The following is a 21,033-nucleotide window of genomic DNA, read 5'->3' on the forward strand; positions in this document are numbered from 1 at the left end:
CACTTCGTTTTTCCAGCCGCCGGTCTCGTAAACCGGATGTCCATCGTTGTCATTTCTTGTGAAAAAATAGACGGATCAGGGTTGCGGCATGTCCAGCGCCTCCGCGCCGGCCAGCTCGCTGGTGTAAGGGAGGTCGGCGCCCCGGCGCGAACAGGTGATGGCCGCCGCGCGTGCCGAGAAGCGCAACGCCTCCACCAGTTCGTCGCGGCCGAGGCCTTCCACCGCGCGCCGCGTGAGGCAGCCGGCGCGCTGGAGCCAGGCCAGCAGGCCGGCCTGGAAGGTGTCGCCCGCGCCGACCGTGTCCACGACGGCGACCGGCACGGCCGGCAGCTCCACCGCCGCCAGCGTGCGCGTGGCCGCGACGACGCCGCGCTCGCCCCGCGTGACGGCCACGAGGGCCACGCCGGCATCCAGCGCCTCGGCGATGAACGTGTCGATGCGGCGGCCCGGATACAGCGCGTGGATGTCCTCCTCGCTGACCTTCAGCACGTCGGTCCGGCGCATCATCCAGCACAGCGTCTCGCGCCAGACGTCGGCGCGCGGCTCGATCGTCAGGCGCACGTTCGGGTCGTACACGATCAGGCTGCGGCCATGCTGGCGCTCGACGAGCGCGCGCAGCGTGGACGCCACCGGCTCGACGACCATGCAGTACGAGCCCACGTGCACGGCCTGCGCGTCGGCGGGCACCCGCTCCAGGTCGGCGAGGCGCACGGCGCGCTCCGCGGTGCCGCTGCCGTAGAACGTGTAGACCGGCACGCCGCCGGCGTCGACGCTCACCATCACGAGCGCGGTCGGGGCGTCCGGCCGCGGCGCCGCGGACAGGTCCACGCCCTCGGCCTGCAGCGCCGCGTACAGCTTGCGGCCGAACACGTCGTGCGACAGGCCGCCGAAGAACCGTGCGGCGCCGCCCAGCCGCGCCACGCCGGTCGCCAGGTTGAACGGCGAACCGCCCTGGCATGCCGCCAGGTCGATGGCGGCTGCCCTCTCCTGCGTCGCGAACACATCGAACAACGCTTCCCCACAAACGACGATCATGCTGCCTCCGAAATAATGTTGATTTGATTGCCGGCCGGCGCCGGCTGCCGCGGTTCGATCCGTACGCCGTCCGCGCCGAACACGTGCAGCGCGCCCGCCGCGTGCGTGACGGCCCAGGCGCTGCCGGGTGCCGGCGGCGCGTCCTTGATCGAGACGACGAGCGGCCGGGACAGCCCCTCCACCTCCAGGTGCACGTGCGAATCGGCGCCGAGCCGCTCGACGAGAGCGACGGTGCCGCGGATCGCCCCGCCGGCATCCGGCACCAGGTGCTCCGGACGCAGGCCCACCGTCACCGTGCTGCCGCAGGCGGCCGCATTCTCCCAGTCCAGCGGCACGCCGCCCAGCGCGAGCCGGCCGTGCGCGTCGACCGCGCCCTCGACGAGGTTCATCTTCGGCATGCCGATGAAGCCGGCCACGAACACGTTCGCAGGACGCTCGTACAACGCCATCGGCGCGCCGATCTGCTGCACGCCCATCGGCCCCAGCACGACGATGCGGTCGGCCAGCGTCATCGCCTCGACCTGGTCGTGGGTCACGTACACCATCGTCGCCCCCAGCTGCTTGTGCAGGCGGGCGATCTCGGCGCGCATGTCGGCGCGCAGCGCGGCGTCCAGGTTCGACAGCGGTTCGTCGAACAAAAAGGCGCGCGGCTTGCGCACGATGGCGCGGCCGATCGCCACGCGCTGGCGCTGCCCGCCCGACAATTGCGGCGGCTTGCGGTCCAGCAGGTGCTCGAGCTGCAGCATGCGCGCGACCGTGTGCACGGATGTGTGGAGGTCCTTCTTCGGCACCCGCGCCAGGCGCAGGCCGAAGGCGATGTTCTCGAACACGCTCATGTGCGCATACAGCGCATAGCTCTGGAACACCATCGCGAGGCCGCGCCGGGCCGGCGGCGTCTCGTTGACGCGCACGCCGTCGAGGCGGATCTCGCCGCCGCTCGCCTCTTCCAGTCCCGCGATCATGCGCAGGACGGTCGATTTGCCGCACCCGGACGGCCCGACCAGCACGACGAATTCGCCGTCCGCGACCGCGAACGAGATGTCCTGCAGGACCGGGCTGGCGCTCTTGCCCGCGTAGGTCTTGCCCACGCCGTTCAACGCGATGGATGCCATGCCGCAGCCTCCGCATCCAGCGCGCCCATGCGCCATACCTTGAGCCTCACGACGCGGTCGCCAGCCGCCGCGATCAAGCCCAGTCCCGTCGCATCCGGCCGCGACGGATACATGCGGCTCGTGATGCTCTTGCGTTCGTCGAGATAAGCTTCCACCATCGAACGGTCCAGGAATGCGCGCAGGCGCAGGTTCCCGCCGCGCGGATCGAATACGCCGCCCTGCACGCCGCGCGAACGCGCGTCCGGATCGAGGGTCGTGTGCGTGCGGTCGATCTCGAAGCGCTTGCGCGCGGCGTCGACGACGAGGTCCGTGTGCTCGGCGCCGTCGGGCGTCTTGCGCACGACCAGCCCGCGGCGCGCATCGTTGCCCGGTGCCGGCTTCACTTCCAGCGCCACCTCCAGCAGATCGCCTTCGACCCCGGCCAGCCGGGCCGCGGCGGCGGCTGGCGTCACGTCGGCCAGATCGAGCAACAGGTCCCGGCGCAGGCTTTTGAGTTCGTCGATGGGCGCCAGCCGCAGGTCGCCGTCCGGGCCGAGCGCGAGCGTGACGGGCAGGCCGGCATTGTGGGCCCAGCCGCTCGCCCATTCGTCGCGCGCGCTGCGTTCGCCCTGGGCGATCGAAAAGACGATGGTGCGTCCCGTCTTCGGATCGACGAAGCCGCTGGGACCGGAAAAATGGTGGTCGCCCAGGTCGAACACGCGCGGCGCCTCGCTGTCCGGGACGAAGCGCGCGTTGGCGGGATCGAACACGCCGATCCAGTAATACGCCTGCGCCCCCACGTCCGTCAGGAACACGTGGCGCGGCCGGCCATCGCCGCCCTTCCCGATCGGCAGCAGCACGGGCAGTTCGAACGTCTTGTCGAAGCCCGGATAGCGCTGCGCATCGAGCGTGAACAGCGGGCCGCGGTAGCGCCAGTGCACGAGGTCGGACGATTCGTGGACGAGCGCCGTGCCGCTGCCGCCGGGCACCCGCGACGCCACGAGCTCGAACCAGCGGTCGCCGGCGTCGTCGCGGAACACGAACGGGTCGCGGAAATCGCCCGTATGGCCCGGCCCCGGCTGCTGTTCGGTCACCGGCACGGGATACCTGGTCCAGCGCCGCAGGTCCGGATCGGACGGGTCCGCCGGCCGCGCGAGCCCGACGCGCTCGTGGCTGGGCGCCTTGTCGTTCCCCGCCGTGAAGAACAGCACCGGCGTGCCGTCCTTCGCGTGCGTGGCGCTGCCGGACCAGATGCCGTCCGGCGCCAGGCCGTCGTCTTCCGGCGCCAGCGCGATCGGGAGCTCGCGCCAGTGCACCATGTCCGGGCTGACCCAGTGCCCCCAATGGATCTGGTGCCAGAACGGGCCGAACGGATTCTTCTGGAAGAACAGGTGGTAGCGGCCGTCCTGGTAGAACGGCGCATGCGGTTCGTTCATCCAGCCGGCATCCGGCATCGCGTGATATTGCGGGCGATGGCGGTCCCCGGCGAAGGTGCTCGCGGCGATCGTGACGTCGGCCTGCGCCAGCGCCGGCGCCTTGCCGCCATGCGCCGCCAGGTCGGCGCGCACGCGGCGCGCCACGTCGTCGCCCGTCGCGGCGCCCGCCGTGATGCGGACGTCGTCCATCAGGCCGAGGAAGGTATTCAGCTGGAACGTGCCGGCCACCATGCGCGGCTGCGAGTAGCGGCCGATCGTCAGCGCGCGCGGCGGCAACGCGAGGCTGCCTTCCGCCGGACCGGTGCCGGATGCCACCTGCTCGCCGTCGAGGAACAGCCGGACCGTCCGGCCGTGCGGATCGTAGCTGGCCGCCACGTGCGACCACGTGTCCTTCGGCAGCCTGCGGTCATCGGCGCGCAGGTCGAACACGGCGCCGCCGAAGCCCAGCTTGATGCCCCACGTGCCGAAGCGGTACATGCCGAAGGCGAAGCCGGTTCGAGTGGCTTCGTCGAACTGGCTCAGGAAAGCGGAGTACTGGCCGCCGTCGCCCCATTCGAACGCATGCGGCGCGACCCACGCGCTCATCGTCCAGCCGGCACCGAGCTGCGCGGCCGTCAGGGCGGGTGCCGTGATGTCCGTCGAATACCCGTCGAACAGCAGGCAGCCGCCCTTGATGCACGCGGCGGCCGGGCGCCACTGCGGATCGGAATCCGGCTTGAAGCGCGCATGGTTGAAGACGTAGGCCACGGCGTCGCGGCGGCCCGACACCGCTTCGAGGGCGCCGCTGCCGTGCCGGTCGTCGAGCGTCCAGGCGGCGATGTCGGCGCCCGCCGCGGCGCGGCCCGACACGAGCAGCGCCAGCAGCATCGCGGGGGCCACGCTGCGCCGCCACGTCCGGCTTGTCTGGTTGAAGGGAATCACGGTGTCTCCTTGATCGTTGTGCGGACCGGTCGTCGCGCCGGCTAGCCGTTGTCCATCGTTGTCATTCGAGGGCCGAAAAATCGTCCCGCCGGTAGCGGCCGTGTTCGAGGCGCAGCGGGATCGGATCGCTGATCTGGCCGACGAACGCGCCGTCCGCGCCGGTATCGAGGAAGGCCATCAGGCAATCCGCGCCCGTCAGCGGGTCGTGCAGGATCTTGCCGGCGTAGCGCTTGCACGGGACGTCGCCGTCCAGGAATCCTTCGGCCGGACGCCAGGGACCGAGCGGATGGTCGGCCACGAGGTAGTGCGTGCCGGAGACGCCGCCGTCCAGGCGCGCGCGCTGCGCCTCGGACCAGTGCTCGCGCACATTGCAGAAGGTGCAGAACCACTGGCCGCCGCGCTCGAACACCTGCGGCACTTCCAGCTGGCCGTAATGGCCGCCTTCGTACACGGGCGCCGTCGCTTCCCAATGCACGAGGTCGGGCGAGACGGCGTGGCCGATCACGCCGCGTTCGTACTTCGGTCCGTCGTTGCGGCGCGCCGTGAAGAACATGTGGTACATGCCGTCGATCCTGTGCGGCAGCACCCACGGGTCGCGCAGGGCGCGGTCGTGCCAGCGGCCTTCCGCGTGTTCTTCGTAGAAGCGTTCGTCGAGGTCGAGCGCGAGGCCGTCGCCGACGCGGGTAAAAGGGCCGTCGAGGCTGTCCGCCGTCGCGTGGCCGATGCGCTGGCGCAGGCCGTTCTCGGCACGGCACGTGCCCGTGTAGAACAGGTGGTAGCGGCCTTCGGCATGGATCACGGAGCCGGTCCACGTCGTGAAATCGTCCCACGCGGGTTGCGCGGACGGCCCGAACACGGTGCCGCGGTAATCCCAGTGGCGCAGGTCGGGCGACACGGCGTGGCCGATGGAGACGTTCCAGTGGCGCAGGTTCGGGTCGCCGATGGCGCGGTCGGCCTGCAGCATGAACAGGTGCTGCTCGCCGCCTTGCGCGACGTGCCAGAAGTCCCAGATGTATTTGTCGTCGAGTTTGAGTGTCATGATGATTGGGTTTAACCTTTGATGCCGGCGCCCGCGACCGAGGCGACGAACTGCCGTTGAAAGGCCAGGAACACGGCGAGCACGGGAAGCGTGACCACGGACGCATACGCCATGATCTGGCCCCAGGAATTGGAACGCCCGAAGAACTGCTGGATGCCCGGCTGCACGGGACGCGCCGCTTCGCCCTGCACGACCATGATCGGCCACAGGTACTGGTTCCACGCGGCGATGAAGAGCACGATGGCGGCCGTCGCGATCACGGGGCGGCTGTTGGGCAGGATGATGCGGAAGAACAGGGTCCAGGGTCCGGCGCCGTCCATCTTGGCCGCCTCGTCCAGTTCGCGCGGGATGTCGCGGAAAAACTGGTAGAACAGGAAGACGCAAAAGGCATTGGCGAGGAACGGGATGATCTGCACGTGCAGGCTGTTGAACCAGCCCGCGTGCCACGTCAGCGCGCCCTGCTCCAGGCCCGGCCATGGCAGGCGCGCCACCAGCGACAGCAGCGGAATCGCGATGACTTCGAACGGGATGATCATCAGCGCCACGACCACGGCCAGGACCGCGCGGCGGCCGCGCCAGCGCATGCGGCTCAGGGAAAACGCGAGCATGCTGTTGACCAGCACACCGCCCACGACGACGCACGCCGCGATGACGGTCGAATTCAGCAGGAACAGCGGCAGGTTGCTGCGCTCGAAGATGGCCGCATAATTGGCCGTCGACCATCCCGCATCCGGCACGAAGGCCGACCAGCTGGTGAGGTTGGCGAAGATGGCGTCGTCGCGCTTGAACGACGACGCGAACATGAACAGCAGCGGCGCCGCGAACACGACCCCGAGCAGGCACATGGCGACGAACAGCAGCAGCGTGCGGACCGGGCGCTTCATTCGTCCGCCCCTTTCGCGACGAGCACCCGCTGCAGCACGGAGACCAGCAGCACGATGCCGAAGAAGACCATGGTGATCGTCGAGCCGTAGCCGATGTCCTGCTGGCGGAAGCCCGTGCGCACCGCGTGGTACACGACGGTCGTCGTCGAGTCGAGCGGTCCGCCCTGCGTCATCACGTCGACCTGGGTGAACAGGCCGAACGCCATCAGCATCGTCGACACGACCACGAAGATGATCGTGTTGCGCAGCCCCGGCAGCGTGACGTGCACGAAGCGCTGCCACGCATTCGCCCCCATCAGCGTCGCCGCTTCGTACAGCTCGGGCGAGATCGACTGCAGGCCGGCCAGGAACACGAGCATCTGGAATCCGGCGCCCTGCCAGGCCGACATGATGGCGATGGCGGGCAGCGCGTAGTGGCTCTCGCCCAGCCAGTCCGGTCCGACGTTCGGATCGCCCGTCACGGCGCGCAGCAATTCGTTGATCATGCCGCGGTCGGTATTCAGCATGAACGACCAGACGATGGACGCCACCACCATCGACGTGACGACGGGCGCGAAGTACACGGTGCGGAAAAAGATGCGGCCGCCGATGCGCTGGTTCACGAGCAGCGCCAGGCCGAGCGCGACGCCGCATTGCAGCGGCAGCACCAGCAGCGCGAACAGGAAGGTGTTGATGAGGGAGCGATAGAACAGCGGGTCGGTCGCCGCCAGCACGAACCTGCGTGCGCCCGCCTGGAACTGCCAGGCCGGCCGGTAATCCGCCAGCCCCGGCCGCGCGCGGCGCACCTGGCGCCACGTCGGGAAGCGCACGCCCTCCTCGTCGCGCAGCACCGCGCCGGCGGGATCGCGCAGGGGCCCGACCTCGACCACCAGCAGCGCCAGCAGGCGCTCGTAGTTCTCCAGGCCGATGTAGCGGGTCGGTTCCGGCGACACGAGCCGGTGATTGGTCAACGTGGCCCCCAGCGCGAGCAGCAGCGGCAGCAGGATGAAGACGCCGAACAGCAGCAGCGCCGGGCCGGCGAAGGCGGCGATCGCCCACGGATTGTCGCGGCCGAGCAGCGTCTTCATTGGCGGGCCGCCGTGTTGGGCCGGGCAAAACCGTAGCCGTCGTTGCGGGCGATATCGTGTTCGATCGTCTCGACCGCCTCGTCCATCGCCTCGGCCGCATCCTTGCCGGCGCGGAGGTCCGCCATGGCTTTTTCGAACGCCGCCGAGATCGCGGGATAGGCCGGCGTCGCGGGCCGCGGCAGCGCATAGCGCGCGGCGAAGTCGAAATAGATGCGCCAGTCGCCGCCCGGCCGGTAGTGCTTCGTCAACGCCGCGGCGTCCGCCGTGACGGGCACCAGGCCGGTCATGCGCGAGAACTCGGCCATCTCCGACGCGGACAGCACGTGCGTGAGGAACGCCGCGGCGCCCGCCGGGTATGGACAGCTGCTCGATACCGCCCATTGCCACGACGCGGCGCCGACCCGGGGCCCATGGCCGAAATCGGGCGGCGGCATCACGACGAGATCGTCGCCGAAGCGTTCGCTGTAGTCGCGCGCCTTCCACGACCCGGTGTACTGGATCAGCGAGCGCCCCTGTTCGAAGCCCTTCTCGTCGGCGGGATTGCGTTCGGCGAGGCGGTCCTTGAACAGGCGCGCGTAGTAGCGGGCGACACCCACGGCGGCATCGCTGTTGAGCACACCGTCGACGCGCAGGTAGTCAGTGCGATCGATCAGGTCCGCCCCGGCGCTCTCGAGCCACGGGGAATAAGCGTAGCTGATCCATTCGCCGTGCGCCTTGCCGTTCAAGTCGATCGGATAGCGGTAATGGCCGGACTGCTTGACCTTGCGGAGGATGTCATACAGCTCGCGCGCCGAGTACGGATGCTCGATCGTCGCGACGCGGACACCTTCGGCCGCCAGCTTCGACCGGCGCGCGAACATGGCCAGCACGACGTCGAACTGGCCCACGCTGTAGAGCCGCCCCTGGTACGTCCCGCGCCCGCCCGGCAGCAGCGGCCGCACCACCGACGCCGGCAGCAGCCCGTCGAGGGGACGGATGTTGCCGGCCCAGGCGAAGTTCGGCACCGCGGGCTGGTCGATCGTCATCACGCAGGGCAGATGGCCGACGAGGGACGCCGCCGTGATCGATTCCGTGTACGTGCCTTGCGGGATCGCCTCCACGACGACCTTCCACTTGTCCTGGGAACGGTTGAACCGGTCGACCATGTTCCGGCTCGCGACCATTTCGGCGTCGCCGGTATCGTGGCGCCACACGGTGATCTCGACGGGCGCCGCCAGCGCGCGCGCGGCCACCATGGCGAGGACCGGAAGCAGCGCCCGTTTCATCACTTGCCCGCCTTCCCTGCCCGCGGCGCCGTCACGGTCCCGCGCATCACGGCGCGGCACGGCACGCGCACGATGCCCGGTTCCTGATCCTTGCCGAGCGCCCGGCGCGCCGCCAGCGCGCCGATTTCGCGGTATGGCAGGGTGATGGTCGTCAGGCCGGGATCGGACGCTTCCGAGAGCAGGCGGAAGTCGTCGAAGCCGACGACCGACACGTCTTCCGGCACCCGCAGGCCGCGCCGCTGCAGCAGGAAGATCACGCGGATCGCCATCTTGTCGTTACCGCACAGGATGGCGGTGGGACGATCGGCGCCCGCGAACAGGCCTTCGATCGTCGTTTTCAATTGCGCGAATTCGTCGTCGCTGTCGGGCGTGGCGCCGTGCAGCAGCCAGGCCTCGTTCGGCCGCACGCCGTGGTCCTGCATGGCGCGGCGAAAACCGTGCAGGCGCAGGCGGGTCGCGACCATGCCGTCGATCAGCTGCAGGAACGCGATCTTGCGGTGCCCGGCCCGCAGCACGGTCTCGGCCGCCGCATAGCCGCCGCCCTCGTCGTCCGGTATGACTTCCGCGAACCGGGACGTCTCCTCGAAGCAGTTCGCGAGCACCGCCGGCGTCTGGCCCAGCGTCTCGTTCAGGGTCACCGGACGATGGAAGGTCGTGGCGAAGATGATCGCCTCGACGCGGTGGGTGCGCATGTCGGCCACCAGGCGGCTGGCGACATGCGCCTGCCCGCCCGTCTCGCCGATGAGGAGCATCTTGCCCAGGTCCTCGCACACGGACTGGATGCCCTTGATGATCTCGGACGAGTCGGGTGTGGTGGTGAGCTTGTCCGCGATGACGGCTACGAGGTCGGTCGGGCGCCCGCGCAACATGCGCGCGGCGGCCGACGGCGCGAAATCGAGCGCCTGCATGGCGTGCTCGATCCGCTTGCGCGTTTTTTCCGACACGCTGTTCGCGTCGTTCAGCACGCGCGACACGGTCTTGATCGATACGCCGGCTTTTTCGGCGACATCGTGAATGGTCGACACCTCGTCTCCTCTTTGGCCCGATGGGCCTTCGAATGCGGCGCACTCCACCGTGGCCGCTTCGCGCCACAGCAAAATGTCCATCGTTGTCATTTAACGGGATGCTATCGGCTTTTTTCGCTGTGGTCAACATGTTTGCGGGGCCCGGGGGCGAAGGACTGTCGGGTTGTTGCTGTGCGGCCGGCGGGGTTCCGGAGTGTCGGATCGCGCGAGGCCTGGATGTCTCGCACGTGATCGAAAAGCGCCGCGGGCCCCGTGAGCGACGCGGTCCCGTTCGTGGCGGATGTCAGGCACGCAGAGGGAAATCGTGAGGCGAGGACGTGAGTCGAACACGTCTGAACGGCTTTGCAAGCCGTCGCATAACCGCTTTGCTACCTCGCCGAAAAAGATGGTACGTGTATCGCTGCGTTCCTGCCTGCGCTGCATCAAACAATCTCACACCCGCGCACGGCACCAAGCGGCGGAATCCCGGTCAAACGGTCATGTACCTTCGAAAGGAACCCGCACGCCATGAACATTCTGTCCGAGATCCCGCCGAGCGAGCAGCGGCGCGAAGCCAGCACGTGGCAGGGCGGGCCGCGGCCGCGCTATCCCGAGGCCAGCGTCGAGCACGCCCACGTCGACCTGGCGCTGAACGCCGCGCTGGGCCGCGTGACCGGCTACGTCTCGCCGGCCGCGCTGGCCGGCGCCTGGTTCGACTGGGCCAGCCACCTGCTGCTGTCGCCCGCCAAGCAGATGGAGCTGGGCGTGCAGGCCGTGAACAACATGCAGCGCTGGCTGCAATACAGCGCCAGCGCCATGTTCGGCACGCCGGCCGAGCCCGTGCAGCCGCTGGCGCAGGACAAGCGCTTCAACGATCCGCTGTGGCATGCGTGGCCCTGGAACCAGCTCAGCCAGGGCTTCCTGCTGTCGCAACAATGGTGGCACCGCGCCACCAGCGACGTGCGCGGCGTATCGTCGCACCATGGCGACGTCGTCACCTTCGTCGCCCGCCAGTTGCTGGACGGCGTCGCGCCGTCGAACTTCATCGCCACCAATCCGGTGGTGCAGCAGGTCACCTTCGCCAGCGGCGGCCAGAACCTCGTGCATGGCCTGGCCCGCGCGGGCACCGACACGCGCCGCGCGCTGGCCGGCACGACGGCGCCCGTCAGCTACCGTCCCGGACGGGACGTCGCCGTCACGCCCGGCAAGGTTGTCATGGAAAACCACCTCGTCGAGCTGCTGCGCTACGATCCCGTGACGCCGCAGGTCCACGCCGTGCCGCTGCTGATCGTGCCGGCCTGGATCATGAAGTACTACATCCTCGACCTCTCCCCGCAGAACTCGCTCGTCCGCTACCTCGTCGAGCACGGCCATACGGTCTACATGATTTCCTGGAAGAATCCGCAGGCCGACGACCGCGACCTGTCGCTGGAGGATTACCGCCGCCACGGCGTGATGGAGGCGCTGGCCACGGTCGCGCGCGAGACCGGCGCGCCCCAGGTCAACGCGTGCGGCTATTGCCTGGGCGGCACGCTGCTGGCGATCGCCGCGGCGGCGATGGCGCGCGACGGCGACGAGCGGCTGGCCAGCATGACGCTGTTGGCGGCCCAGGTCGACTTCACGGAGCCGGGCGAGCTGTCGCTGTTCATCGACGAGAGCCAGGTCAGCTTTCTCGAAGCCGTGATGTGGCAGCAGGGCTATCTGGACACGCGCCAGATGGCCGGCGCCTTCCAGCTGCTGCGCTCGAACGACCTGATCTGGTCGCGCCGCCTGCGCCACTACCTGCTCGACATTCCCGACAAGGACAACGACCTGGCCTCGTGGAATGCGGACGCGACGCGCATGCCCTTCCGCATGCATTCCCAATACCTGCGCAACCTGTTTTTGCAGAACAGCCTGGCCAGCGCGCGCTACCTCGTCGATGGGCGCCCCGTATCGCTGACCGACATCCACGTCCCCATCCTCGCGGTCGGCACCATGACGGACCACGTGGCGCCGTGGCGTTCCGTCTACAAGATCATTCCGCTGAGCGACACGCAGGTGACGTTCCTGCTGACCTCGGGCGGCCACAACGCCGGTGTCGTATCGCCGCCTGGCAAGCTGGGCCGCAGCTACCAGATGAGTACGCACGAACACGACGGTCCCTATGTCGATCCCGACAGCTGGCAATCCGAAACCCGTGTACGTGAAGGCAGCTGGTGGCCGGCCTGGGAACACTGGCTGGCGCGGCTCGCCGGTCCCTGGGTGGCGCCGCCGCCCGAAGGCCGCAGCCTGCGCGACGCCCCTGGCCACTACGTGCTGCAGCCATGAGCCTGGCCGACGCGCACATCGGCTGCGCACCCCGCCGCGGCGCGCTTCCGGCCATCGGCGCCCTTCCTGCCATGGACGCGGGCCGGACGGGCGTCAGTCCGGCAAGGCGATGCTTGCCGTTCCCGGACAGACATTGCGCGCAAATTCGCGCGAAAAATCGATGCAGCCGCCGTCCGCATAAATGCCGCGGCCATCGCGCAGGCGCGACATGCGCGCGACGACCGTTGCCAGCGCGGCAGGGTTGGCCGCCGTTTCCGCGACCTTCGCGTCGACGATCGCCTCGTTCATGCGCAGGTCGCCCTCCGCATCGACATAGGTGCCGTGGCGCCAGTGATACATTTCGAGGCACTTGGCGACCAGGCTGTAGGGCCGGTCGCGCTGCCAGAAATTGCTGAACAGGCCATTGCCGAGGTAAATGACCCACGAACCTTCATAGCCCGACGCATCTGACGACAGCGCATCCGGATTCCGGAACCACACGCGATCGCCCGGCACGTAGTAGCGCGGCGGCAGCGGCGCTTCGAGGGAGCCGTATTCGACCAAAAAGACGTCGTGGAAGGCGCCCGACTGGATGGCACTCGTCTCCCACTGGCGCTGCAGGGCGGTCAGCAGCGGCGGGTTGACCCGTTCGAGTTCGCGCGCGATCCCGAGCAGCATCACGTACTCGCTCGCGCGGTAGCAGGAAAACGCGTACATCTGTCCATTGCCCGCGTCCGGCTGGGTGGCGAGCGTGAGCGCCTCGATCAACGACTGTCCGGGCAGGATCGTGAAACCGCGGTCCTCGTCATACGTCCAGTGGCTCTGCGGGCGGTTCGCTTCGGCCGTACCGAACGCGAGCTGGGTGGCACGCGCCGCCACGACGATGTCGCGGCGGATCGCGACGGCAGACAGGAATTCGGCGGCGCTCGCAAAGCGCAGCGTGCGCGGCGCGGCAAGCAGTGCCAGCACGATTTCGCGTTCGAGGTGGACGAGGTTCGCGGCCGTGTCGAGGCCGAGGTCGCGGCACAGGTTCAGCGTGTCGCCATCGTCGACGAGGGCGTGCGCGGCCTCCGTCGACAACGCGAATCCGCGGCCGGGCCCGGTGGGGGCGAGATAAGGCAGTAAAGCGAGCTCATCCAGCTTGTCCAGTACCTGGCGGCGCTGCACGGGATCATCCGGGATGAGGTCAAGGCCACCTGTTTGCGGCGGGGCAAGTTCCGGGAACGCGGCTAACTTCACGGTGCAACGGCCTCTAAAAAAGATGAGAGAAAGGGCAAGAAATGCTTCCGATACGCAACAATCACGGTACGCCGCGAAACTGAGGCGAAAATTAAGATGTCCACCGCGAACATTACAATTTGGAAAGGCTGAGCTTGTCTTGCGGCTCCCTCATCACTTTTGACCTAACTCAAACGCACCGGCTTCCCTCCCCGAGCAGCGCGTCCAGCACGGTGCGATCCGTGTCACGGTTCAGCAACAGGCGCGCCTGCGCCGGCGTGACGAGGTGCACCGCCTGCGATTCCCACCCCATCTGCGCCGGGTGGCCGCCGATCCGGCGCGCGACGTAGAAGCGCGTGAACGTCTGCGTGCGGGAAAAGTCGCCGAGCCAGGCCGTCAGTTCCACGTGCAGGCCGGATTCTTCCCAGACCTCGCGGATGGCGGTCGCCTGCAGTGTCAGCCCCGGTTCGACGCGCCCCTTGGGAAACGTGGCCGTGTAACCGCCGAACGCGTTCGATGGCGCCACGAGCCAGAGCCGGCCGTCCGCCTCGCGCACGACGGCGCCGGCCGCCGCGTGCTTGCCGGTCGGCAGCACGAAGGGCGGCTCGTCGAACGCCGGCGCGGCGCCCGCGCGGTGGCATGCGTCGTCGACGGTCGCCCGCGCGCACGGGGCCAGCGGCACGCCGCCGAGCATGCCGGCGCACACGCTGCCGGGCACGAAGGTCAGCGCGGCCTGCGGATCGGCCAGGCCGTCGAGGTTCGCTTCGCACGACGGCGCGTGCAGGCGCACTTTGCGGCCGTCGTCGTCCGGTTGCGGATGCCAGGTCCAGGTCTCGTTCATGTCCGTGTCGAGCGTCGTTGCGATGGCGCCGACTATAGCAGCGCGGCCGCGTAAACATGGCGTGCATCATCCAAACGAACGGCGGCCTCGTCCGCAATCGGCCAGAATGGCGGACGAGGCGACGCGATGCACGCGCTACCGCCGTTGCCTCGCCCTTCATATTGACATAGCGAGGAATGAATTGCGCCAGCCACCGATCCGATCCGCCGAACCCGGCGCCACACAAACAATCTCCCCCATGCCGGTGCCCGGGCGTGAATAAGCGCGACGAAAGCGTGCTGCACGAGGGCACGCGCGCGCCCGCCGAAACGCGCAAAGCCTGCGCCACCGAATTCGACAGCATCGCCCTCGTGCTGCAGGGCGGCGGCGCGCTTGGCGCCTACCAGGCCGGCGTGTACGAGCGGCTGCTGGAAGCGGGCGTCGAGCCCACGTGGGTGTCCGGCATTTCGATCGGCGCCATCAACAGTGCGATCATCGCCGGCAATGCGCGCCAGGACCGCGTGCCCCGGCTGCGCGAATTCTGGGAACTGGTCAGCGGGGGCGGCGACGCCATCGTCGGCGATACGTGGACCGGCGTGCCGCTCGTCGACACGCTGCATGCCTGGGTCAACCAGCTCGCGGCGGGCCGCGTGCTCGTGCAGGGCGTGCCCGGCTTCTTCGAGCCGCGCCTGCCGCCGCCGTTCCTGACGTGGCCCGGCGCCGGCGCGACCAGTTTCTACGACACGGCGCCGCTGCACGCGACGCTGGAACGCCTCGTCGACTTCGACCGCATCAACGCGCGCGAGACGCGCCTGTCGATCGGCGCCGTCAACGTCAGGACCGGCAACTTCGCCTACTTCGACAACGCGAGCGACCGCATCGGCCCCGAACACGTGATGGCCAGCGGCGCGCTGCCGCCCGGCTTCGACGCGGTCGAGATCGACGGCGAGCGCTATTGGGACGGCGGCATGGTGTCGAACACGCCGCTCGACTGGGTGCTGTCGGCGCGCTCGCGCCTGCACACGCTCGTGTTCCAGGTGGACCTGTGGAGCGCGCGCGGCGACGTGCCGAACGATCTCGCCGGCGTCGCCACGCGCATGAAGGAGATCCAGTATTCGAGCCGCACGCGCAACGCCACCGACGCGTTCCGCCGCACCGAGAAGCTGCGCACGGCGTTCAACGAACTGCTTGCGCAGATGCCGCCGGCGCTCGCCGCTACGCCGCAGGCGAAGCTGCTGGCGGCGGCGTCCGACCGCGCGCTCTACAACATCGTCGAACTGGTGTACCGCTCGCCCACCTACGAAGGCCAGTACAAGGACTTCGAATTCTCGCGCCGGACCATGACGGAACACTGGCAGGCCGGCTACGCGGACGCCACGAAGACGCTGGCCCACGAGGAAATCTTCCGGCTGCCGCGCCTCGAGGACAATCCAGCCGTCCACGATTTCCTGACGGCGCCCAGCCACCCCATCCCCCTACCCTCTTCCGACAAGGACAACCATGAACATGCAGGATAAAGTCGCCGTCGTCACCGGCGCCGCCAGCGGCATCGGCAAGGAAATCGCCAGGACCTATTTCGACCACGGCGCGAAGGTCGCCATCGCCGATCTCAATCTCGCCGCCGCGCAGGCCGTGGCGCGCGAATTCGATCCGTCCGGCGCGCGCGTCGTCGCCGTCGCGATGGACGTGACCAACGAAGAGCAGGTCGACGCCGGCATCGCCCTCGTGGCCGACAAGCTGGGCGGCATCGACGTGCTGGTGTCGAACGCCGGCATCCAGATCGTCGCGCCGGTCGACGAATTCAAGTTCTCGGACTGGAAGAAGATGCTCGCGATCCATCTCGACGGCGCGTTCCTCACGACGCGCGCCTGCCTGAAGCGGATGTATGCGCAGGGCCGCGGCGGCACCGTCATCTACATGGGGTCCGTGCACTCGAAGGAAGCGTCCGTGTTGAAGGCGCCGTACGTCACGGCCAAGCATGGCCTCGTCGGGCTGGCCAAGGTCGTCGCCAAGGAAGGCGCGGCCCACGGCGTGCGCGCCAACGTGATCTGCCCCGGCTTCGTGCGCACGCCGCTGGTCGAAAAGCAGATCCCGGAGCAGGCGAAGGAACTCGGGATCAGCGAAGACGACGTCGTGAAAAAGGTGATGCTGAAGGAGACGGTCGACGGCGAATTCACGACCGTCGAGGATGTCGCGCACACGGCGCTGTTCCTCGCGACCTTCCCGTCGAACGCGCTGACGGGCCAGTCCATCGTCGTCAGCCACGGGTGGTTCATGCAATGACCGCATCAGCCGTGCGCCCGTTCAAATTCGTTGTGAATATACTTTCTACCAAAACGAGTTACCCAGAAAAAACGAGCTGGCATTCCTGGCGGGCGCGCGGTCATGGATAATGGTGTTCGATCTTCCCGTAGAAAATTCGTCAAGTTCACCGTGATCTCCGGCGTCGGCGTCTGGCTGGCGCCGTTGCACGGCGATGCCCTCTCCGCGCTGTTCGAGGAAAACATCCTCACGCCGGTGAAGCCGGCTGGCGCCGCCGGTCCGGCACGTTTCCGGATCGACGGCACGGCAAAGGTGACGGGCAAGAAGGTATTTGCCTACGATATCCGCGCGCGCAACATGCCGCACTGGCCGCAACGGCAGGCCCACGCGTTCTTCGTGCGCGCCACGCGTACCGATCGCCTGTTCACCGGCATCGATCTCGCCCTGCTCGACCCCGACCTCAAGCCGGACCGCGTCGTGACCGCGGAAGATCTCGCGCGCGACGGCTTGCGCTTTCCCGACTTTTACGGCGACGACATGCTGCTCCCGGCGGGCAGGCAGGCGGCCTATCTGGGCCATGCGGTCGCGATCCTGATCTATCACGATTTCAACCGTTTTCGCTTCGCCAAGAACAAGGTGCAATTCCAGGACCGGGTCGTCGTGTACGGCGATCCGGTCGCGCCGCAGCAGCGCGCCCCGTGGGGCGCATTCCGTTATGTGCGCGTGGGCGGCAGCACGCCCTATGACGACGATGCGTTTTCCAGTCTCGAGAACAGCCCGCTTTTTCCCTCCGAAAAAAAGGTGCCGCGCAAGACCGATGTGACCCTGAAGGACCAGGGGCCGGACGGCATTGCCTACGGCGAGCGGATCGCGCAGGAACTGGCGGCGCCGCCGGGCGACTGGCTGATCCTGAAACGCGACTACTTTTCGCAGTCGACCGATACGTCCGCCCTCGAACCGGACAACGCGAACGGCTGGTACGACGCCGCGACGCAATCGCTGCATCTCGTGCTGGCCACGCAGTCCCCGCAGGAAGTGATGACCGCGGCGGTCGACATGGTGAAGAAAAGCCGGTTTCCGCTCAAGCAGCTGTTCATCCATCCCTGCTATACGGTCGGCTATGGTTCGAAGGACCATTGCAACGTCCCGTATTACGGCCTGGTCGCGGCATTGTACGGCGACGGCAACCCGGTCCGTTTCGCCAACGACCGCTTCGAGCATTTTCAGACGGCGCTCAAGCGGCACAGCTTCAGGATGCATTACGAGATCGCCGTCGACCGGAAAACGGGCCTGTTCCAGACCCTCAGGACGGATTTCGAAGCCAACGGCGGCGGGCGCGCGAATTTCTCGCCGTCGGTCGCCATGGTCGCCGCGACCGCCGCGCAATCGATCTATTATTTTCCGAAGAACGACTGCACGACGACGGCCGTCTACTCGCGCGCCGTCGACGCCGGCTCGGCGCGCGGCTACGGCACGCTGCAAAGCATGAATGCGACCGAAATGGCGGTCGATGAAATCGCCCAGATGCTGGGCATCGACGCCATCGAGCTGCGCCTGAAGAACGTGCTGAAATCGGGCATGAAGAACACGCAGGGCGCCGTTCCCGCGGGCGCCGTGCGTGCCGACGAGGTGCTGGAACGGGCGCGCCTGCATCCGCTGTGGACCGAACGGGTGAAGCGCAAGCAGGCCTACGAGCTCGCCCATCCGGGCCAGCGCTACGGCGTCGGTTTCGCGTGCGTGCAAAAAGATTTCGGCACCGGCGCCGAAGCGATCTTCGCGCGCGTGGAATTGTCGCCCGAAGGACGCATCGCGCTGCATCACATCGGCGTCGATATCGGCACCGGCATGGCGACGTCCCAGGCCGTCGTGTGCGCGCGCTGGCTGGGGCGGCCGGCCGACAGCGTGCGCACGGCCGTCACCGAGTGGGACGAGCTGCCGCTGACGACCAGCGGCGACACCTACCTGATCAAGCAGGCGGAACAGGACAAGTTCGCCAGGGACCCGATGTGGACGCCCGCGGCCGTGTCGCCGTCCAGTGCATCGAACTCGGCGTACTTCTTCTCGCACGGCACGAGCGAGACGGCCAGGGTCGTGTTCGAACACGGGATCTGGCCGGCCGCGCTGGCCATCTGGTCGGGCGGCTACGCCGGCGGGCAGGCGGCGTCGTACGTCGTGCGGCGCGCGGATGCGCGCTGGGAAAACGGCAAGCTCACCGCCAACGGCATGGAACCGTTGTCGCTGGAGCAGCTGGCCAAAAAGGCGCACGAACTCCAGCTGGTGACGGCCGCCGTCGGCCACGCGTTCAACCGCTGGCAATGGGCCGAGGCGGATTTCGACGTGCATGGGGAGACCGTGCGCCGTCCGCTCGACGGCCTCGCGGTGCGCTACGGCGGCGCCGACACATTCACCGTCATCGGGCGGCGCAACGTCTTCTTTCCGGCCGCGCAGCGCAACAACGCCGGCGTGACCTATTACAGCGCGATCGGCACGCTCGTCGAGCTCGCGGTCGGCCGGTCCGACGGCGCGATCGAACTGCTGTCGCATCATTCGATCATGGAATGCGGCAACCAGATCGTGCCGCAGCTGGTGTCCGGCCAGCTGCAGGGCGGACTGGCGATGGGCATCGGCCACGCGCTGCACGAATACCTGCCGCTGTACGAGGACGGTCCCGGCAACGGCACCTGGAATTTCAACCGCTACCACCTGCCGCGCGCGAGCGACGTCGCGGTGTGGAAGCAGTCCGGCGAGGTCCTGCCGCCCCTGTCGGCAACCGACCCGTCGAAAGGCATCGCGGAAGTGGTCATGATTCCCGTCGTCGCGGCCATCGCGAACGGGATCGCACATGCGGTCGGCCACCGGTTCACGGAACTGCCCATCACGGCGGAGAAGATTCAAGGAGTACTGTCATGAGCCTGACCATGCGGCCACTCGCGCTGACGATCAACGGCAAGGCGTTCGGACCGGTCGACGTGCCCGAAGGCCTGATGATGGTGGACTTCCTGCACGAGTATGCCGATCTGACCGGGTCGCGTTTCGGCTGCGGCATCGGCGTCTGCCATGCCTGCGTCGTGATCCTGGACGGCGCCGGGGGCAGCGAGGAAATCCGCACCTGCATCACGGGCGCGCATTTCTTCAACGGCAAGACCATCCGCACGGTGGAAGGCCATGCCAAGTACGACGAGCATGGCGAGGTCGTCGTACTGTCGCCCATCCAGCAGAAATTCCTCGAACACTACAGCTTCCAGTGCGGCTACTGCACACCCGGTTTCGTCAACGGCGCGACGGTGCTGGTCGAACGGCTCAAGCGCGAACCGGTCGCGCGCGACCAGGTCGAGCAGACCATCTCGGCCGCGCTGAACCCGCACATCTGCCGCTGTACCGGCTATGTGCGCTATTACGAAGCCGTGAAGGACGTGATCCTGTCGACGCCCGGCCTGGTGAAGGCCGGATCATGAAGACGATGCGCACGACGGCGGCGCTCTGCCTCGCGGCGCTCGCCGCGGCGGCATGCGGCCGGCAGCCCGACCGCGCGCCGGCCGCCGCCGCCACCGCCAGCGCCGCCACGCCCGCGCAGCTCGCCCGGGGCAAATACCTGGCCGCGGCGGCGGACTGCGTTGCGTGCCATACCGCGCCGGGCGGGGCGCCGTTCGCCGGCGGCGTACCGCTGAAGACGAATTTCGGCACCATTTACGGCACCAACATCACGCCCGATCCCGACACCGGCATCGGGCGCTGGAGCAGCGACGATTTTTACCAGGCGCTGACCGCGGGCAAATCGCCGCACGGCCACCTGTATCCCGCGATGCCCTACACGTCGTACCGGGGCATGGCGCGCGCCGACAGCGACGCGATCTACGGCTACCTGATGCACCTGGCGCCCGTCAAACTGGCCAACCGGCAGAACGACCTGCACTTTCCGTTCAACCTGCGCTTCGGCCTCGTGTTCTGGAACATGCTGTTCCTGAAGGGCACCCTGCCCGCCAGTTCGCAGGGCCAGTCGGCGGACTGGGTGCGCGGGCGCTACCTGGCGAACGTCCTCGGCCACTGCAACGAATGCCATACGCCGCGCGGCAGGCTGGGACAGCTGGACCTCGACCGGCCGCTCGCCGGCTTCGCGCTGACGCGCTGGTTCTCGTCGAACATCACCCCGGCCGCCCTGGCGGAACGGGGCTGGACCGCCGGCGGCCTGCAGGCCTTCCTGAAGACGGGCGTGGCGCCGCAGGGTTCCGCGTTCGGCGACATGTATGAAGTCGTCAACCTGAGCACGCGTCACCTGGACGATGCCGACATCAAGGCGCTGACCATCTACCTGCTGGGCGAGCCGCCCCCCGCCGCGCCGGCGCGCCGCCAGGCCGCCGTGGAACAGGGCAAGGTCGATGCCGGGCGCCGCATCTACCTGAACGTGTGCGCCGGCTGCCATGCCGTCGACGGCGCGGGCAGGCCGCACACGGCCGTGGCCATGCGCGGCAATACGACGGTGCGCGAGGCGAATGCGCACAACCTCATCGTCACCATCCTCGACGGCCTGCCGGAACAAAAACTGGGCGGACTGGAAAACATGCAGCCGATGCCCGGTTTCGCGCAGGGCATGAGCGACGCCGACGTGGCCGCCCTCGTCAACTACCTGCGCGCCACCTGGGGCGACCTGCCCGCCGACGTCACGCCGGACCGGGTCGCGGTGCTGCGCCACCCCTGACGCGCG

General features: G+C 68.3%; 16 protein-coding genes and 1 tRNA gene. 6 read left to right on the forward strand and 11 right to left on the reverse strand.

The genetic code is table 11. The annotated features are described in order from the left end of the window. Positions 1–75 precede the first annotated feature (75 nt). The 9 genes from ASC93_RS10365 to ASC93_RS10405 all read right to left on the reverse strand — a co-directional run bounded on the left by ASC93_RS10365 (position 76) and on the right by ASC93_RS10405 (position 10,141). A complete protein-coding gene (locus tag ASC93_RS10365) occupies positions 76–1,035 on the reverse strand; it encodes a carbohydrate kinase (protein WP_056440796.1) in 960 nt (319 codons plus the stop codon). Then, positions 1,032–2,147 carry an ABC transporter ATP-binding protein gene (locus ASC93_RS10370; RefSeq protein WP_056440800.1) on the reverse strand — a complete coding sequence of 372 codons (1,116 nt, stop codon included), beginning with the start codon at positions 2,145–2,147 and terminating at the stop codon, positions 1,032–1,034. The genes ASC93_RS10365 and ASC93_RS10370 overlap by 4 nt, the downstream gene beginning before the upstream one ends. Continuing rightward, a complete protein-coding gene (locus ASC93_RS10375; protein WP_056440803.1) occupies positions 2,129–4,483 on the reverse strand; it encodes a GH32 C-terminal domain-containing protein in 2,355 nt (784 codons plus the stop codon). The genes ASC93_RS10370 and ASC93_RS10375 overlap by 19 nt, the downstream gene beginning before the upstream one ends. A gap of 61 nt (positions 4,484–4,544) precedes the next feature. Further along, a complete protein-coding gene (locus ASC93_RS10380) occupies positions 4,545–5,522 on the reverse strand; it encodes a family 43 glycosylhydrolase (RefSeq protein ID WP_056440807.1) in 978 nt (325 codons plus the stop codon). 11 nt (positions 5,523–5,533) lie between these two features. Next, positions 5,534–6,406 (reverse strand): carbohydrate ABC transporter permease, encoded by an 873-nt coding sequence (locus ASC93_RS10385; RefSeq protein WP_056440810.1) that lies wholly within the window; start codon positions 6,404–6,406, stop codon positions 5,534–5,536. Continuing rightward, a complete protein-coding gene (locus ASC93_RS10390; RefSeq protein WP_056440813.1) occupies positions 6,403–7,473 on the reverse strand; it encodes a carbohydrate ABC transporter permease in 1,071 nt (356 codons plus the stop codon). Before ASC93_RS10390 ends, ASC93_RS10385 begins: the two co-directional genes overlap by 4 nt. Further along, positions 7,470–8,738 carry an extracellular solute-binding protein gene (locus ASC93_RS10395; RefSeq protein ID WP_056440815.1) on the reverse strand — a complete coding sequence of 423 codons (1,269 nt, stop codon included), beginning with the start codon at positions 8,736–8,738 and terminating at the stop codon, positions 7,470–7,472. Before ASC93_RS10395 ends, ASC93_RS10390 begins: the two co-directional genes overlap by 4 nt. Next, entirely contained in the window at positions 8,738–9,844 is a 1,107-nt protein-coding gene (locus tag ASC93_RS10400) for a LacI family DNA-binding transcriptional regulator (protein WP_056440818.1), read from the reverse strand. Before ASC93_RS10400 ends, ASC93_RS10395 begins: the two co-directional genes overlap by 1 nt. Positions 9,845–10,070: 226 nt before the next feature. Then, positions 10,071–10,141: transfer RNA gene (locus ASC93_RS10405), tRNA-Cys, on the reverse strand. 129 nt (positions 10,142–10,270) lie between these two features. Here ASC93_RS10405 and ASC93_RS10410 point away from each other — a divergent pair. Then, positions 10,271–12,052: an alpha/beta hydrolase gene (locus tag ASC93_RS10410; protein ID WP_056440821.1), complete on the forward strand. Its 1,782-nt coding sequence runs from the start codon at positions 10,271–10,273 to the stop codon at positions 12,050–12,052. A 93-nt stretch (positions 12,053–12,145) separates the two neighbouring features. On the opposite strand, the gene ASC93_RS10415 is transcribed toward ASC93_RS10410, so the two are convergent. Together ASC93_RS10415 and ASC93_RS10420 are read right to left on the reverse strand one after the other, a co-directional pair. Continuing rightward, positions 12,146–13,198, reverse strand: a complete 1,053-nt coding sequence (locus ASC93_RS10415; protein WP_056440825.1) for a hypothetical protein — start codon at positions 13,196–13,198, stop codon at positions 12,146–12,148. A 241-nt stretch (positions 13,199–13,439) separates the two neighbouring features. Next, complete coding sequence (locus ASC93_RS10420) at positions 13,440–14,090, reverse strand: NUDIX hydrolase (protein WP_056440828.1); 651 nt, start codon at positions 14,088–14,090, stop codon at positions 13,440–13,442. A 254-nt stretch (positions 14,091–14,344) separates the two neighbouring features. Between ASC93_RS10420 and ASC93_RS10425 the strand changes: the two genes are divergently transcribed. The 5 genes from ASC93_RS10425 to ASC93_RS10445 all read left to right on the forward strand — a co-directional run bounded on the left by ASC93_RS10425 (position 14,345) and on the right by ASC93_RS10445 (position 21,027). Continuing rightward, positions 14,345–15,586: a patatin-like phospholipase family protein gene (locus ASC93_RS10425; protein WP_200958303.1), complete on the forward strand. Its 1,242-nt coding sequence runs from the start codon at positions 14,345–14,347 to the stop codon at positions 15,584–15,586. Further along, the gene (locus ASC93_RS10430) at positions 15,570–16,352 is read left to right on the forward strand and encodes a 3-hydroxybutyrate dehydrogenase (protein ID WP_056440831.1); all 783 of its coding nucleotides are present in this window, start codon (positions 15,570–15,572) and stop codon (positions 16,350–16,352) included. Before ASC93_RS10425 ends, ASC93_RS10430 begins: the two co-directional genes overlap by 17 nt. Positions 16,353–16,454: 102 nt before the next feature. After that, the gene (locus tag ASC93_RS10435; RefSeq protein WP_056440836.1) at positions 16,455–19,241 is read left to right on the forward strand and encodes a xanthine dehydrogenase family protein molybdopterin-binding subunit; all 2,787 of its coding nucleotides are present in this window, start codon (positions 16,455–16,457) and stop codon (positions 19,239–19,241) included. After that, positions 19,238–19,786 carry a (2Fe-2S)-binding protein gene (locus ASC93_RS10440; RefSeq protein WP_056440839.1) on the forward strand — a complete coding sequence of 183 codons (549 nt, stop codon included), beginning with the start codon at positions 19,238–19,240 and terminating at the stop codon, positions 19,784–19,786. Before ASC93_RS10435 ends, ASC93_RS10440 begins: the two co-directional genes overlap by 4 nt. Then, the gene (locus ASC93_RS10445) at positions 19,783–21,027 is read left to right on the forward strand and encodes a cytochrome c (protein ID WP_056440843.1); all 1,245 of its coding nucleotides are present in this window, start codon (positions 19,783–19,785) and stop codon (positions 21,025–21,027) included. The genes ASC93_RS10440 and ASC93_RS10445 overlap by 4 nt, the downstream gene beginning before the upstream one ends. The last annotated feature ends 6 nt before the right edge of the window (positions 21,028–21,033 follow it).

Source organism: Massilia sp. Root335 (genome assembly GCF_001425685.1).
GTDB classification, from domain to species: Bacteria; Pseudomonadota; Gammaproteobacteria; order Burkholderiales; family Burkholderiaceae_D; genus Telluria; species Telluria luteola.